This is a genomic window from Bacillus sp. FJAT-18017, from assembly GCF_001278805.1.
In the GTDB taxonomy this organism is placed as follows: Bacteria; Bacillota; Bacilli; order Bacillales; family Cytobacillaceae; genus Bacillus_D.
Genome location: NZ_CP012602.1, coordinates 2,667,245 through 2,683,169, shown reverse-complemented (window position 1 = coordinate 2,683,169; position 15,925 = coordinate 2,667,245). Strand labels below are relative to the sequence as shown.

Here is a 15,925-nt window from a genome sequence, read left to right as displayed (position 1 = left end):
TTTTATCATTCGCTTACGTTTGCGTCATTGTTTTTACAAAGTCATTTACGAATTTCTGATAGTTCAATCTGACTGCAATCCTGGTTTTACCCCTTGGGCTTGTTGGCCTTGCATCGATGAAGGAGAGGCCTCTTGCATCTCCCGGAGCATCAACTACCTTAGCATCATAATAGATGTACTCTGCCAGAGATGGGTCATTGGCGACCATAACTGTGAGCAGGTCGTGGACGGGAGCTCCTTGAACATTCGGAAGGTTCTTTTTATACGCTTCCCGATAATACTCATAAATCGGTGTAATTAAAAATGAGAAGGGAGATGTTGAATAGCGGATTAAGTATTGAACGATCTCCCTTGTAATGATTGCATTCTGAGTCACGTTTAAAGGGGTTATGGTTAAATTATGCGCTCTTCTAACTACATAATTGCTTGAGGTGGGATCACCATAAAAATTTGCCTCCGCCAAAGCAGTCACATTACCGGGGACAAAAAATGCTCCCCCCATTACATAAAAAGATCCGACCTTCTTAATATCCTCATCGAACAGCGTAAAGGCCGTTGCCAACGCTGTTGACCGGCCTGTGTCGACAATGATCAATTCTTTTTCATATTGATTGATAATTTTTCTGACCTCATCGAAAGGATAGGTTTGAAACACTAGACTGCTTGGAGGCCTAATTGGGCCAAGTCCTTCCGCACCATGAATATCCGGATAATATACATCCTGGTCCGGTTCAACCGATGTTGCCGCTCCGGCAATAACAGGAATGTGAGTTTCATTGGCAATTTGAAGCAAGTAATACGCATTTGCAGTTGCCTGCCGTTTGGTTACATTGCCGTAGCTTGTCACAATGCCAACAAGCTCTATATTGGGATTAAGGAGTAAGTATATAATAGCGATTGAATCATCTATTCCGGGATCGCAGAACAGCAATATTTTTTTCCTCATAAAATATCCTCCTTTAAACCGACTACTAAACAAATATTCATGAATTGGAAATGTATGCTTTTACAGCCCATTAAAAACCTGTGTTAATTATGTTTTATGACAAAGTCGGATAGAGTTTTTATGATAAAATTTGTAATGGCCCTTTTTACCGAAGATGCCGCCATGTTATTTGCAGAAATGGAGATTTACATAAGACCAATGTGGACGGGGAGTCAAAGGTGGATTTCTGGTTTTGATGCTGGGTTTGGGTTATACTTTTTGTTCGTCCGTTGCATCGGAGATCAGGACTGCAAATATAAGCGCTAAGGTGATGGATATGCAAAATAACCAAATAAAAGAAGACAACTACAGAGTGTTTGCTATGCTGAGTAATTATTTGAATAAAGCACCTGAATATGTTGATAAAGAAGAAATTGAGGAAATTGTAAACGGCGGACTTTCATATGAGTATGCATTTGCCATCATTATGGCGGCTGCGTTTGGGCTTGATATCATTGACAATGAAGCTGATAAAAAAGTATTTAACCTTTACTTTAGAGAAATGTTTCATAAGCTTGATGAAAATGAGTTTTACTCAAACCCCTATTACAAAAACATTAAAATCCCAGCTATGAAAATCGGCAATAGTGAACTGAAGTATGACACCTATAAACCATTTGAAGGCTTTGTCTGTGACGATATCATCCAGACAAAAGAGGGAAGGCAGGTACCGCAAATCGGATTTTTCCAAAACGAATTCAAGTTCCCGGCAGTTCTTGAAAATGGACGAATCTGGATGACCATTACCCCTAATGAAATTGAGACGATGAAGGAGCCTGTCGGCCAGGCATATGGGAATGTCCTTACATACGGTTTGGGGCTTGGTTATTACGCCTACATGGTTTCCGAAAAAGAGAACGTTGAAAGCGTGACGATTGTTGACATGAATGAAGATGTAATCGACCTGTTTACAAAACACATATTACCTCAATTCAACCATGCCGATAAGATTAGGATTATACAATCGGATGCTTTTACCTATGCAAAAAGTGAGATGCCTAAAGAGAAGTATGATTTTGTGTTCACTGACTTGTGGCATGATGTTTCCGATGGACTGGACATGTATTTAAAAATGAAAGAATTTGAAAAACAAAATCCTGAAACTATTTTTACATATTGGATAGAAAAATCGATTTTGTGTTATTTATGAAGTTGAGGTGGCAAGATGAGCAGTACAATTAGTGAAAAAGATAGCAAACAATTAATGAATGCCTTTGCAAAAATGAGAGAGTTGACAGCCAAAACCGAGCAGAAGAGGGAGGAGAAAAGGTGGAGTGCAATCTCGGTGCCTTTTTTCACAAAAGATGCCCTTTCAAGGCTTTCAAAGGATGATTTGGTCAAAATCAGACAGCGGCTTGAGATTTCTGGTGTGAGCCAGCTGAAGAAGGGCGAGTTAATTGAGGTATTAGTAACTGAAATTCCAGTCTCGATAGGTAAGCTCTTTGAAAAATTGAACGAGCAGCGATTCAGACTTTTAATGAAGGTGGTTAAAGGGAATGGGCTATTGGCAGCACCCAAATTAACAGGTCGCCAGCTTGATTATTTTCAGGAGTACGGCATTCTTTTCACAGGAAGTGTTGAGGGGAAAAACATGCTGGCAATGCCTGAGGAGGTTGTTGCAAGTCCGCTTTGGCGGGAGAAAGAGCTTGAGTGGAGGGCGATTGCGCGCCGGAATACGGAGTGGATTTCACTCACTCACGGGCTGCTTTTCTATTATGGATCTTTAGGTATTTATGAACTTGTTGATTTGCTTGAAAAGTATTTGGATGAACCATTGAAGTTGCGTGACTACCTTCCAGTTATTGAGGAGGCAATTTCTTATTATGGCCAAATCCGGCACGACACGAATGGCTATTCCACTATGAGGGTCTTTGATTCGGAAAAGGTTCTGCAGGAACACGGTTTGAGGAAGGACCTCGAGTTTTATCCGTTCACGAAGGAACAAATTCTTAGTGCTGGACAGCCCGATTTCCTTGATCGAAATAAAGGCTTTGCTGATTTTGTCACCTTCCTTACTGATAACTATCTAATTACTAAAGAGGGTGCCGAGAGCATTGTCGAGGAATGTGTCTATGCAACACAGATTGGTGAGTCGCCGAATGATATTCTGCAGTATCTCCAAAGAAGGGTAGAGTTTGATAATCTTGAAACATTGAAGGCTTTCATGGTATACATTGGAAATTTAATGAACAATACGAGGCAATGGGTTCTAAAAGGATATACTCCAATAGAGTTGTCTCATCGGCAACAAAAAGTATCGCATACGGTATCCGACAACAATAAGATTAGAAGAAATGATCCTTGCCATTGCGGCAGCGGAAAAAAATATAAAAAGTGCTGCGGCAGATAAAGGAAAGGATAGAAAGACCTGTGCTTGAACAGCACTGGCGATTTTCCACTGTAAAATAACAATAGAGAGCCTAAAGTTTGTAAAGGGTTCAGTTTTGAAGTAAATATGTGCCGAATGAAAGTCGTTTTGGCATATTATTGATGATATTGTAAAAAGAAACTCGCCATTGGCGAGTTTCTTTTTTAGGGATACAAAGGCCGAATTTTTATAAAACCCCACATACGGTTCACCCTAATGCATCAAAATGAGTGGTTAAAACTCACTCTCTTTTATAAAAGATGTCTGTCCTTAATCGAGAAACCAGCGATAGTAAAATAAGCGGAATTTTTCCGGCTAGATAGAGAAGAGAGCTCGGTTCAATGTAAATAAGGTTTTCCGGTTAAACAGAGTAAAAGCCCCCATTTTCATATGTTTTTAGACAATAGGCGATCTCTCCGTCTATTGAAGCTATTTTTTATTTAATTAACTAATTAAGCGGAATCCCTCCGTCTATTTATCAACTCGGGAGTAATCTGATCCCCCAACCCTATAAGTAAGGACTTTCTTAAAGAGGGAATCAGCAGCTTATAAAGATAAATAAAATTGGTATTCAAAACGTACTGCCGATAACAGAAGTTTGACCCTCTTTACAATTAATTTGTAAAAAGACAGTTAATTTAGCATGGTCATTCACTGTCTTTTTTTACTTGTGTTCTCCTCTTTTTCGCATACTGGGACGGGGTTACCGAGGTCAGTTTCTTAAACACCTTGCTAAAGTAATTTAAGTCGTTGAAGCCTACGAGGAAGGCAATTTCAGTGATTGATAAGGTTCCTCGCTGCAAATAAAATTTTGCTTCATCAATCCTTTTTCGATTTATGAAATCTGTTATGGTTAATCCTGTGTCTTCCTTAAAGATCCGCGACAGGTGTGAAGGGTTGATATTCAGCTGTTTGGCAATATCGTCGAGTGTTATAGGGTGCCCTAAATTCAGCTGGATGAAATCTGCAGCCCGTTTTACGGTTGGGCTGTAGGAGCCTGTCGAGTACGTCTTCACCAGTTCGCAATATTCGTCACCCATCAGCACCATCAGCTTTTGAAGCTGCGGAATGTTCATGGTCCGTTCGATTAAAATTGCAAACCGTTCGGAAATGGTGTGAAGATAAACAGGATGAATACCGCTTCTTTCGGCTGCAATTCTAAACATTGTGTTTACCACAATAGCCATATTCTTCGAGGAACGGATGGGGCTGCCTGGCACCCGGTCGGAAAACTCCAAAAAGTACGTCTTTGAATTAAGTAACGCCTGGACCTCGGTTTTATCTCCTTTGGCCACTGCCTCCAGAAGTTTGCCTTGAAGTTCATATCTGGCTTCAATGATATCCTGATTTTCTTCAATACTTACTTTTAATTTATCCGGGTTAAAGGAAGAGGTTGGTGGGACGGAGGATATTTTGTGCGCGCTTTTGAAACCCTGTCCGCTCAAATTAACAATCAGTTCACCGAGATGGGTGTATTCCGCTTCACTCAAGACCGGCAGCGACTGATAATATTGTTCCAGCTGTTTCCGTTCGCTTATTGGAAGTTTGTTTTTGGCAATACTATCTTTTATGGTCTGGATAACCGACATGCTTGAAAGAAAAGGCCCGATTATCAGATAGCCTTGGAAAGCCCCATCACTCCAGACGCCAGTGGCGACATATTCAAGACCGTATGTATTTATATAGTGATAATAAAAGGTTGGTTGATTTTCTTTTAGAACGCTTTTTATTTGAAAAAAATCCTCTTTGCCTGACTGGTTCAGAGCGGCTGGAACAGTGGAATTGGCTGAATCAAATAGTGTTGTGCCGTGTTGGTCGACCAGCCGTGCATCTATTTTTGTGACAGAAAAGAGGATTTCGGCTATTTTTTTATAATCTTCATATTTCATTCTGTAACATCCTTTCAGGTTAACTTTACAAAGGATAGATAGAAAACGCAAATAATTACGATTTTAGCAAAAATAGTACGAATTCCACTAAGGAGTATACCCTATAATAAATTTAATCGCTTTCACAAATTATAGAGAAAGAATGGAGGCAAAAATTTATGTTATACCCAATTGCAACAGACAGCCGCGCTTTGATGGATTTAAGCGGCATTTGGAAATTTATGATTGATAAGGAAGTTGAAACAATTGATGTAGCCCGTCCCTTGCCAACAAAGGAATTAATAGCTGTTCCGGCATCCTTTAATGACCAATCAGTTATGAAGGAAATCCGCGAGCACAGTGGTTATGTATGGTATGAAAGGGAATTTTCCGTCCCGAAGGCACTGCGCAATGAGCGCTTGGTGCTGCGTTTTGGCTCCGCGACTCACGAAGCATGGGTGTATGTGAATGGCAAAGAAGCTGTCTACCACAAGGGAGGCTTCATGCCGTTTGAAGCGGAAATCAATGAATTTTTAACAGAAGGAACGAACCGACTGACGGTCCGTATCAGCAATTTGCTTGATTACACAACACTGCCAGTCGGAAATTACAGCGAGAAAAAGGACGAGAACGGCCGGACTATTCGGAAGGTAGACGAAAACTTCGACTTCTTCAATTACGCCGGTTTGCATCGCCCCGTTAAAATTTACTCCACGCCGCGTGATTATATTGAGGATATCACCATTGTACCCGCTGTTGATTTGGAAGCAAGCAGCGCGGATGTTCAGGTTTCTGTAAAAACAGGCGGCAGCTTTGAAGAAGTGAGAGTAACAATCCTCGATGAAGAAGGTCAGGAAGTCGCCAAGGCAACTGGTTCCGATCTTACTTTTTCAATCGAAAATGTCCGCCTCTGGCAGCCACTGAACGCCTATTTGTACAAGGCAAAAGTGGAAGGCGTGAACGGCGGGGAAGTTGTTGACGTTTACGAGGAATCGTTTGGTGTACGCAAGGTTGAAGTTAAGAGCGGTAAGTTCCTGATCAATGGCGAACCATTCTACTTCAAGGGCTTCGGTAAGCACGAAGATACGTATGTGAACGGGCGCGGCTTGAACGAGGCGTACAATGTCCTTGATATCAACTTAATGAAGGACATGGGTGCGAACTCTTTCCGTACGTCTCATTATCCGTATTCTGAGGAAATGATGCGACTTTGCGATAGAGAAGGAATCGTTGTCATCGACGAAACACCGGCGGTCGGCTTAATGCTATCATTCACGTTTGATGTATCGATTTTGGAAAAAGGCGGAGACTTTGATGACGATACGTGGAAGGAATTAAAGACTGCCGAGGCACATGAGCAGGTTATTCGGGAGTTAATTGCCCGTGACAAGAACCATGCCTGTGTTGTAATGTGGTCAATTTCTAACGAGTCTGCAACATATTCGAAAGGGGCACATGAATATTTCGAGCCACTGTTCAATTTGGCTCGCAAATTGGATCCACAGAAGCGTCCATGCACGAATGTATATATCATGATGGCGACTCCTTCAGCTGATAAGTGTACGGATTTGGTTGATGTCATTGCCTTGAACCGTTATTATGGCTGGTACATTCAGAATGGTGATTTGAAAGCCGCTGAGGAGGCAACCCGCAAAGAACTTCTCGAATGGCAGGAAAAATATCCGGACAAACCAATCATGTACACAGAATATGGCGCCGATACTGTTTCCGGTTTCCACAGTGCGTATGGCGAGCCATTCAGTGAAGAGTACCAGGAAGATTATTACCGCATGAACAGCAAGGTATTCGATGAGATTCCGAATTTCGTCGGCGAACAGCTTTGGAACTTCGCTGATTTCCAAACTAAATTTGGTATCATGCGTGTTCAAGGGAATAAGAAAGGTGTCTTCAACCGCGCGAGGGAACCAAAAATGGTTGTCCGCTACCTGAAAGACCGCTGGACCAACATCCCGGACCTGGGCTATAAGAAATAAGTTTATTGAAGGTGCAGACCTGCGAATGAGCAGGCTGCACTTTTTTTATTTTCTCTGACCATTTGCTGACTGTGTGCGCTTTTCAATTGGATTAATCGTAGGTGTGTGTAGTGAGATTAATTTATTAGAGCCTTCCAATCAGATTAATCGTGTGGGCGCGAAGGGAGATTAATCTAATTGAGCTATCCAATTGGATTAATCGTGTGGGCGCGAAAGGAGATTAATCTAATTGAGCCATCCAATTGGATTAATCGTAGGTGTGTGTAGTGGGATTAATCTATTAGAGCCTTCCAATCAGATTAATAGTATAGGTGTGAAGGGAGATTAATCTAATTGTGCCATCCAATTGGATTAATCGTGTGGGTGCGAAGGGAGATTAATCTAATTGAGCCATCCAATTGGATTAATCGTGTGGGTACGAAAGGAGATTAATCTAATTGAGCCATCCAATTGGATTAATCGTGTGGGTGCGAAAGGAGATTAATCTAATTGAGCCATCCAATTGGATTAATCGTGTGGGCGCGGAAGGAGATTAATCTAATTGAGCCATCCAATTGGATTAATCGTGTGGGGGCGGAGGGAGATTAATCTAATTAGTGCTTCCATTAAGATTTGTTATCAGCATAGAAGGAAATTAATCTAATTAAACTTCCAATATAACCCAATGTGGTAAAAGAAGGAAATATATGTTCAAATGAAGAATAAGGAAATCGAGAAGATCTGTTCTCTTTAATCAACAGCGACAATGAATTCTATATAGAAACGGGTAGCCAAATGTTTTGGTACGTGGTATGGATTTTGTTCATTCTCTTTGTCCTTTATAGCCTTTCGACAATCCAACATCAATTAAAGTTAATTTTGAAGCATCTTAACATTAAAGACGAAGAAACAAAAAGGGTTAGTAACGATGAGTATTGAAAGGGAACTTGAGAAATTAAATCAACAAAAATAGGTTCAAAATGTCAAATGAGTATTACAGTTCAGGGATGAAAAGGTGCGAAGTTAGCGTTCCTAGCAGCCGAGGAGGAATTTTATGAAAAGATTGAAGTTTGTGCAGCCTACGGAGCATTATGATGAGCGGCTACTCATAATAGATGACAATTTTTTTGCTGATTTTTCACCTCTCGGAACTTGCGATTATTGATAAAAAATTTTTACCAGAATTATGGAGAAAGAATGATATATCGGAAGAATTGTTCATAAGAAGAACCAAATTATTAAATCAATTAAAAGATAATATAAATGAGATTCAATAAAAGGAACCCGTACTTTGTTTCTGGAAGTATTAAGGCAGCTTTTGTTGAAATGCTTATTGAACATACGGTGCAGGTTAGCAAAAGGAAGTCAATGGAATATTTGAAGGGATGATAAACGGTGGCTAACCCTATAAAAGAGGAGTTTTTAGTAAGAGCCCTAAAAAAGTTTTATGATTTAAAAGTCCAAAAATTAGAGTTTTTAGGTCGAAACGATAACCTGGCATATAAAATAAATGCAACAGGTAAAAAGTATCTGCTTAAGCTTCATCTGGGTAATACAACTAAGGCGTTGATTTCTTCTGAATTAAAGTGGTTATTAGCCCTCAATAATGACACCGAGCTAACTGTACAGGTTCCCATTTATAATTCAAAAGGTGAACTGGTTAGTGTAATAAAAAATTTGGAACACGAAAGTTACTATTTTACATTACAGAGGTGGATTGATGGAAAACATATTCAAGGACAACCGACCGAGAAAGAAATTTATGGGTTAGCGAATTTAATGGCGACATTACATAATCATTCCTCTGAATGGATTGTTCCACGAAAATTCACTAGACCAATCTACGACGGTTCTAATGTTGACAATTCAATAAAACAACTCAAAGTTCTTTTAAAAGAGAAAGTTATCAATGCAGAGGATTATAACGCATTACTAAATGTTTCAGATAAACTAAAGGTTGTAATTAAGGAGCAACATATAAACAAGGATACTTGGGGAATTATCCATTCCGATTTGCACGAGAGTAATTACATTCTTCGTGATGGGGTAGCTTTTGCAATAGATTTCTCGTGTTGCGGTTTTGGCTTTTATTTATTTGACATTGCTGAAACATTTCTTCATCTTAGTCAGGAGAATCAAAAAATTTTTATTCGTTATTATAGTGAAAGACGGGATTTACAAGAAGATTATAAAATTGTTTTAGAATCTTTCTTCTTATGGCAAATCATTAGGAATCTATCATTCCTTTCTAAAAATAAAGACGAATATGGGTATCTTGAACAAGAAATACCCTATGTTGTTAAAAAATTTTGCTCGCATTTTTTAAGCAATAAACGTTTTTTATTCAACTAATCAGGGCTTTAGTTCAATAAACCTTTCGAAATTAATACGTTGTGTAGCCCGAGTTAATGAGAACCAGGGCTATTTTTTTCGCATACAAGAAGCACCGCAAATACGATGCAAATTGTACTACATTTTACTTTACATATTTAGCTGTAAATTCACATTTTGCGATTAGAAACGGAACCCATTATTCAAACGGTCCTTTCTTTTTTCATTTTCCGTTTGACATGAAACGCGTTTCATACATTAGAGTTGAATCAAGTAAAAGAAAGCGAGGCGATTTAGATGATTTCATTAATCATTCTTTGCTTTATTATCTTTGTTTCAGCTTATTTTTGTCTGGAAGCGTCCGGTCAAGCGGTAGAGGTAAAACCAATTCAAACGCTAAATGATTATTTCATTGAAACAGATGAACACTAGAAATGAGGTATTTAACAAATTACCTTTGCTTAATAAATCATTTTTTTATGTTACATTGAGATTTGTTGGTCATCGTCACCTAACTCGTTAAAGGATTGTCCATTCAGCATAACGGAGAATTAGTACTACTTAAACCGTGTATGAGTTCTTAAAAAAATATGAGTGTAAAAATATTAGAAGGAGTATTCGTTATGGGAGTAATAATCTCCTTTCATAGCTTAAGCAAACAACATTGATCGTCAAGGTAGATATGATTTCTTTATAATTCATTGAAATAGGTGTGCGTTATGGCAAATATTAAGGATTTGGCAAGAATGGCAGGAGTTTCGGTAACGACTGTTTCCCGTGTCTTAAACAACCATCCATATGTGAGCGAAGAAAAAAGAAATGCAGTTTTAGCGGCGATTAAGGCGAGCGATTATCACAAAAATATTAACGCGGTTAATTTAAGCAAAGGAAAAACACAGCTAATGGGCGTGGTCCTGCCATATTCAGATCATCCTTATTTCGCTTTACTGCTAAAAGGAATTGCGAAACTCGCCATGCAGCATAACTATAAATTGGTGTTGTTTCAGACAGATTACCAGGAAGACCGGGAGCTGGAGGCTCTAGAAATGCTGAAACTGAAACAAATTGATTCGCTGGTCATTTGTTCAAGAGCGTGTGATTTGGAAGTGATTGAGGAACATGTTCAATATGGGCCAATCGTGTTGTGTGAAAAAACCGGAAGTGAAAGGATATCGTCCACTTTTGTTGATCACTACAGCACATTTTATAAGGCGTTATCTTATCTTTATGAAAACAATCATAGGAAAATAGGCTACTGCATCAGTAGAACGTCCGGGGCAAGCAGCAAAGAGCGCGTGGCAGCCTACAGGGATTTTGCTAATCACTATAATTTGGAGTTTAATCCGGATTATATTATTGATGAGTGCATTTATTTTGAGGACGGAGAAAGGGTTGTCGCACGATTAAGAGAAATGGATTCTCCTCCGACTGCTTTGCTGGTGACGAACGACCAGGTTGCTGCGGGGATCGTGACCTGCTGCCAAAAGCTAAATATTCCCATTCCAGGTGAGCTTGCCATCCTCGGCTTTGATAACCAGCCTATTGCGAAAATGATGGATATAACAACGGTCGAAATCCCTCTTGAAAAAATGGGGATGAATCTATTCCTTCAAGCAATTAGTGAGGATATTTCCAAAAAAGAAATGCCCGTTAAGCTGATTGAAAGAGGAACGGTTTAAAGCTTTTGTTGAACAACTGACTATAAATAAACCCCGTAAATCATGCCGGCACAAGCCAGCATGATTTTTTTATTTAAATTTTCAATTTGTTCTATTCATTTTTTTGAAAAACTGTAAGATTAAGCAAGATGGTTCGTCTTATTTGTTGAAAGGGGAAGATAAAGAATGGATGCCGGCCGGCAAATAGAGCATTGGTTTAACCATTATGAAAAAGATGTGTTTAATTATCTTGTATATTATACAGGCACCAGGGATGTTGAGGATTTGGTCCAGGACACTTTCCTGAGGGCTATTTATGCGTTTGATTCGTTCAGAAGTGATGCAAATCCAAAAACCTGGCTAATATCAATCGCACGGAATACCGCGATTGATCATTACAGGAAACGCAATCTTTGGGAAAAAATAAAGGGAACACTTATAGCTTCCCAGGAAGAAACAAATTCAAATTTAACCGATCATCTGTATCTTCGTAAAGAAGAGCATGCCCATTTATATCAATCCATCTCCAGGCTAAAACAAAGCTATCGGGAAGTGGTCCTGTTGAAAGGCATAGCTGAACTTTCCGCTGCAGAAGCCGCAAACGTGTTGGGCTGGAGCGTCTCGAAGGTGAATGTGACCTTTCATAGGGCGGTTAAAAAGCTAAATGAGATGATGAAGGAGGAGATGCCCAATGGAACAGCTGACAGGCAAAGATCTTCTTGAAAAAATGGGCGAGTTACCAACGTTTGAAATGGATGAGCGGAAGAGACAGGAGACCGTTATGAAAATAAGACAAGCTCAACCGCCAAAGCAAAAATGGGGGATGTTTCCTCAGAAAGCTGGCATATGGGCAGCACTAGCCGCCATGTTTATTATTATTCCGATTTTATATATTACTGAATTCACAAGCCAAAAACAGCAAGGATCCACAGGAAATATAGATATTGAAGAAAAATTCGGACTTAGTTATTTTGGTCTCAGGGATGGGAAGAATGGTTTGGTTGGCATGGATACAAACTACGGCATTTCCGAAAAGGCAAGTATCATGGGACCAAAAGAGTGGGTTGCCAATGATTATAGGGGAAGTTCGAAGGTAATGGTGTTTATCTGGGGAAATTCCGATGAATTAATTGGAAAAAAGCTTACATTAACCGCGACTCATAAAGAAACTGGAGAGGATTTGACACTTGTAGATCAGCCATTGGCTGGAAAACATTTCGATGCGGACGCACACCTTCTGACAAGTTTCCCCGTTTTTCCAACTGATGGGCTATGGGAGCTGGAATACACAATAAATGGTGAGCAGTTCGCAAACTATCCAATTTATGTTTATGAGCCATATATCGAGTTTAAAAAGGCTACCTTGCTATTATCACAATCGAAAATCTTTGCAGGCGAGTATCAAGATGTACCGCTTGAGTTAGAAGGAGCTGACCTTCCTTCCCAAGTCACAGTTAAGATCCATAACCTTAAAGAAGATTTCAGTCAGGAGTTTAATTTTAAAAAAGAGGATGAATTTATCCGGGCCACAGACGGCAAAGTGTTTACCGGTTACTCCGGAACTGTCACTTTTCTTAAGAGCGGTAACTACGAAATTGAAGCCCTGGGCAATTCGGGTGAATTTGAAGTTAGAATCCCGGGAGAACAGGAATAATATCTAAATAAGTAAAGCTAATGAAGTGCAGGTGGCAAGCTCTTAGTTATTGGTTTACGCACCAAACTCGCCAGAAAGATATCCCATTTTCGTCTAGGGAATCAGCCAATTTACTTTGTGGAGAAGAAATATCGAAATGCAAATGGTTAAATAGTTAGAAACCTGGAGCCATTGTCTAAGTGGTTGCGTTTTGAACAAGATGGGTGACGCATTCCCCTTCCAAATCTCTGATTTGGTGGGGGTTAGTCACCCTTTCTTTATTTTTCTCGTTTGCCTTGTTCTTCAATATATTTTTTTATGACTCAACCGTTGCCCCACCCGTGGATACTACCATGTAACTAAGACCCCAAAAATACAGTTTCCAATAGTAGTGACACAAATGTTCTCCAAATTGCTTGCGGATTAATCGGGAGGTTACAGTCTTAAACTATTAATGATATTAGAAAGTTGGATTTGCAGTGGAGCGTCAAATAAAATGTGGATATGGTCGGGCTCTCCGTTCATTTCAATTAATTCGCAATCCCATTTCAAAAAGTTCAATGATGATTTCTTTTAACCTTCCATCATTGGTTTGGTGATACAAGGATGACGATATTTTGTGATGACAACTAAATGATAAGTAAGTTTGTTTTATGCCAATGCATGTCTATCCTGGTTGTGTTCCTTCATTTCATCTCTCCATCTTCTTTTACAACCAAACCTAAATAATGGTAAAATAGTACCATACATTACACCTTCAAGAAAGGAGGATTCTGTGATGATGCAGACGAAAACCTTGCGATATAAAATTACCAATCATTCTCGTCTCTTTGATACAACTGTCGAAATTTATAATCAGGCTCTTCATTTCTTGATTGATGTGATAGATAGGGAGATACCAAACTTTGATGGTATCTCTACAAAAAGTATGGTTACGCTTGTCGAAAAGCTCATTCATCGCACCTCGCAGAATCCTCAACCAAAATACCCTCAGTTCAACCAAACATTTTACAAGTTTCCGTCTTACTTCCGCCGTTCCGCTATCGCTACAGCTTATGGTAAAGTGAAAAGCTACCGTTCATTACTTCAAAATTGGCACCAGGAAAAAGAACTGGCTCATCAAGAAGGAAAGACCTTTAAAAAGAATCCGCCATCCTTAACTTTGGATCACCATGAATTTCCCGTCTTTTATAAAGGGAATATGTTCGAACGGACTGGTGATTGCACAGCCCGTATTAAGGTGTTCCATCAAAATGATTGGGTATGGATGGATATTCAATTCAAAAGAACAAGACCTTTACAAGCGGGATGTATGGGATTGGAAGGAATGTAATCCAAAACTGGTCAGTGTGGGTAAGAAATACTTCCTGAACATTTCTTATGAGAAGGATATTAAGCTGAATAAAACGAAAACCAAGGACCGAATTGTATGTTCTGTGGACTTGGGGCTAACCAACTCGGCTGTTTGTTCCATCATTGATGCAAACGGAACTGTCCTGGCTCGGAAGTTTATTAACCAAGCCAAAGAAAAAGACCGGTTGTATCGACTGACGAACAAACTGAAAAAGGCACAGCGGAAGTCAGGGAGGATAGGAGCACCAAACTTTTGGAGAAGAATCCGTGGATTGCAAACCCATATCATTTATGACACATGCCACAACATTGTTGGGTTTGCAAAACAACACGGGGCCGACGTGATCGTATTTGAGTACCTGAAGAAAATGAAGGTCCCGAAAGGATTCTACGGAGCCAGGCGGCTGCGCTTCAAACTCCACTACTGGCGGAAAACGGCCATTCAAAACAAGGTAACAGAGACGGCTCATTATAACGGGGTCCGTATATCCCGTATCAACGCCCGCAATACGAGTGCATTAGCCTTCGACGGAAGCGGATTTGTCTCCCGGAACCAAAAGAAAGACCTGGCCACATTCACCACTGGCAAAGTCTATCATGCAGACCTCTCTGCTTCCTACAATATCGGTGCAAGATACTTTATCCGGGAACTCACAAAACCCTTTTCAGAAATGGAAAGGTTGTCCATTCAGGCAAAAGTCCCTGAATTGGCAAAAAGGACATGGCAGACTTTGGCTTCATTAAGTAGTCTTCACTCGGCGCTCGAGACAAAAGCATTGTCTCACAGCTAAGCGTAGACTGTATTTAAGTCAAATGAAGCACCTTCCAAGTGCGGCGCATTTGGTGGGTGAGGTTCACGTAACAAAGAAGTTTGTTTAAGAAGGAAATCATTAAAGGATAGCAAAAATACTCAAAGAATACTATCTTAAAGAATATATACAGAATAGGAACCTGGATATTTACTTTCTGGTGAAGGGAGAAATTCATGAGCAACTTAGAAAATGACAATCTGCATGAAACGAGAATTAACTTAATAAAGGAGATTACTTCATTAGATAATACTCAACTTAATACTAGGATAGGTATGAATATGTGGAGTATAGCACAAGTTTGTCATCACTTAGTACTAGTGGAACAGGCAACAATAAAGGCTATTTCATGGGGATTAAAAAAGATTGATAATACACCAACCGAACGTAAAAACGTTGATCTAATATTGGACCGAACGAAAAAGTTTAAAGCTCCCGAAATCGTTGAACCAGATTTTGAACCATTTGAAGTTCAATCAATTATTGAACTGTTAAACGAGTCTAGAGAAAAATTTCTGACTTTCCTTAGTACAATAGAGGATAAATCGATTTTGGCGGAAAAGTCAATTAGGCATCCTGCCTTAGGTGAATTACCACTTGACCAATGGATTGAACAGGTATATTTGCATGAACAGCGACACACTGAACAAATAAAAGAAATAAAATTACTATTAGATGCCAGGCAATAAAGCTTTGATTATCAACAGAATCCTTGTTAAGAAAAGGGAAAAAGAAATTTTAACTATGGAACGATCGCGTTAATCCAGGAGAGGATGAATTGTAAAGTAAAGGAAGCAGCCCAACTTTCATATGGGGATGAACAGGAGGTTTTTTTCTGGCATTCACCTTAAGTTCAATTTTTTGATGACCATACACAATATAACAGAAATCCTTATTAAACAAACGGGGCAGTTTAAGAAGCGTCTTTAGCTTTTATTCAACAATCG

Annotated in this window: 12 protein-coding genes and 1 pseudogene; 10 read left to right on the top strand and 3 right to left on the bottom strand. The window is 39.6% G+C overall.

Annotated elements, in window-relative coordinates:
* Nucleotides 1-13: 13 nt before the first annotated feature.
* Nucleotides 14-946 carry a nucleoside hydrolase gene (locus tag AM500_RS12555; RefSeq protein ID WP_053599512.1) on the bottom strand — a complete coding sequence of 311 codons (933 nt, stop codon included), beginning with the start codon at nucleotides 944-946 and terminating at the stop codon, nucleotides 14-16.
* A 316-nt stretch (nucleotides 947-1,262) separates the two neighbouring features.
* Here AM500_RS12555 and AM500_RS12550 point away from each other — a divergent pair, with 316 nt between their 5' ends.
* On the top strand, nucleotides 1,263-2,135 hold the full coding sequence (locus AM500_RS12550; RefSeq protein ID WP_053601714.1) for a spermine/spermidine synthase domain-containing protein: 873 nt from the start codon (nucleotides 1,263-1,265) through the stop codon (nucleotides 2,133-2,135).
* 15 nt (nucleotides 2,136-2,150) lie between these two features.
* Nucleotides 2,151-3,335 carry an SEC-C metal-binding domain-containing protein gene (locus AM500_RS12545; protein WP_053599511.1) on the top strand — a complete coding sequence of 395 codons (1,185 nt, stop codon included), beginning with the start codon at nucleotides 2,151-2,153 and terminating at the stop codon, nucleotides 3,333-3,335.
* A 665-nt stretch (nucleotides 3,336-4,000) separates the two neighbouring features.
* Here AM500_RS12545 and AM500_RS12540 read toward each other — a convergent pair.
* A complete protein-coding gene (locus tag AM500_RS12540) occupies nucleotides 4,001-5,242 on the bottom strand; it encodes a helix-turn-helix domain-containing protein (RefSeq protein WP_053599510.1) in 1,242 nt (413 codons plus the stop codon).
* A gap of 158 nt (nucleotides 5,243-5,400) precedes the next feature.
* Between AM500_RS12540 and uidA the strand changes: the two genes are divergently transcribed.
* From uidA to AM500_RS12515, 5 genes are all read left to right on the top strand, one after another.
* Entirely contained in the window at nucleotides 5,401-7,215 is a 1,815-nt protein-coding gene (gene uidA, locus AM500_RS12535) for a beta-glucuronidase (protein ID WP_053599509.1), read from the top strand.
* 1,374 nt (nucleotides 7,216-8,589) lie between these two features.
* The gene (locus AM500_RS12530; protein ID WP_053599508.1) at nucleotides 8,590-9,546 is read left to right on the top strand and encodes a phosphotransferase; all 957 of its coding nucleotides are present in this window, start codon (nucleotides 8,590-8,592) and stop codon (nucleotides 9,544-9,546) included.
* A gap of 698 nt (nucleotides 9,547-10,244) precedes the next feature.
* Complete coding sequence (locus AM500_RS12525; protein WP_053599507.1) at nucleotides 10,245-11,204, top strand: LacI family DNA-binding transcriptional regulator; 960 nt, start codon at nucleotides 10,245-10,247, stop codon at nucleotides 11,202-11,204.
* 165 nt (nucleotides 11,205-11,369) lie between these two features.
* The gene (locus AM500_RS12520) at nucleotides 11,370-11,906 is read left to right on the top strand and encodes an RNA polymerase sigma factor (RefSeq protein WP_053599506.1); all 537 of its coding nucleotides are present in this window, start codon (nucleotides 11,370-11,372) and stop codon (nucleotides 11,904-11,906) included.
* Entirely contained in the window at nucleotides 11,875-12,837 is a 963-nt protein-coding gene (locus AM500_RS12515; protein ID WP_053599505.1) for a hypothetical protein, read from the top strand. The genes AM500_RS12520 and AM500_RS12515 overlap by 32 nt, the downstream gene beginning before the upstream one ends.
* A gap of 295 nt (nucleotides 12,838-13,132) precedes the next feature.
* Here AM500_RS12515 and tnpA read toward each other — a convergent pair.
* A pseudogene (gene tnpA / locus AM500_RS26105) lies at nucleotides 13,133-13,341 on the bottom strand (IS200/IS605 family transposase).
* 253 nt (nucleotides 13,342-13,594) lie between these two features.
* Here tnpA and AM500_RS26100 point away from each other — a divergent pair.
* From AM500_RS26100 to AM500_RS12505, 3 genes are all read left to right on the top strand, one after another.
* Nucleotides 13,595-14,149 carry a hypothetical protein gene (locus AM500_RS26100; RefSeq protein WP_231687993.1) on the top strand — a complete coding sequence of 185 codons (555 nt, stop codon included), beginning with the start codon at nucleotides 13,595-13,597 and terminating at the stop codon, nucleotides 14,147-14,149.
* The gene (locus AM500_RS12510; protein WP_231687992.1) at nucleotides 14,070-14,960 is read left to right on the top strand and encodes a hypothetical protein; all 891 of its coding nucleotides are present in this window, start codon (nucleotides 14,070-14,072) and stop codon (nucleotides 14,958-14,960) included. Before AM500_RS26100 ends, AM500_RS12510 begins: the two co-directional genes overlap by 80 nt.
* 194 nt (nucleotides 14,961-15,154) lie before the next feature.
* Nucleotides 15,155-15,667 carry a DinB family protein gene (locus tag AM500_RS12505; protein ID WP_053599504.1) on the top strand — a complete coding sequence of 171 codons (513 nt, stop codon included), beginning with the start codon at nucleotides 15,155-15,157 and terminating at the stop codon, nucleotides 15,665-15,667.
* Nucleotides 15,668-15,925 lie beyond the last annotated feature (258 nt).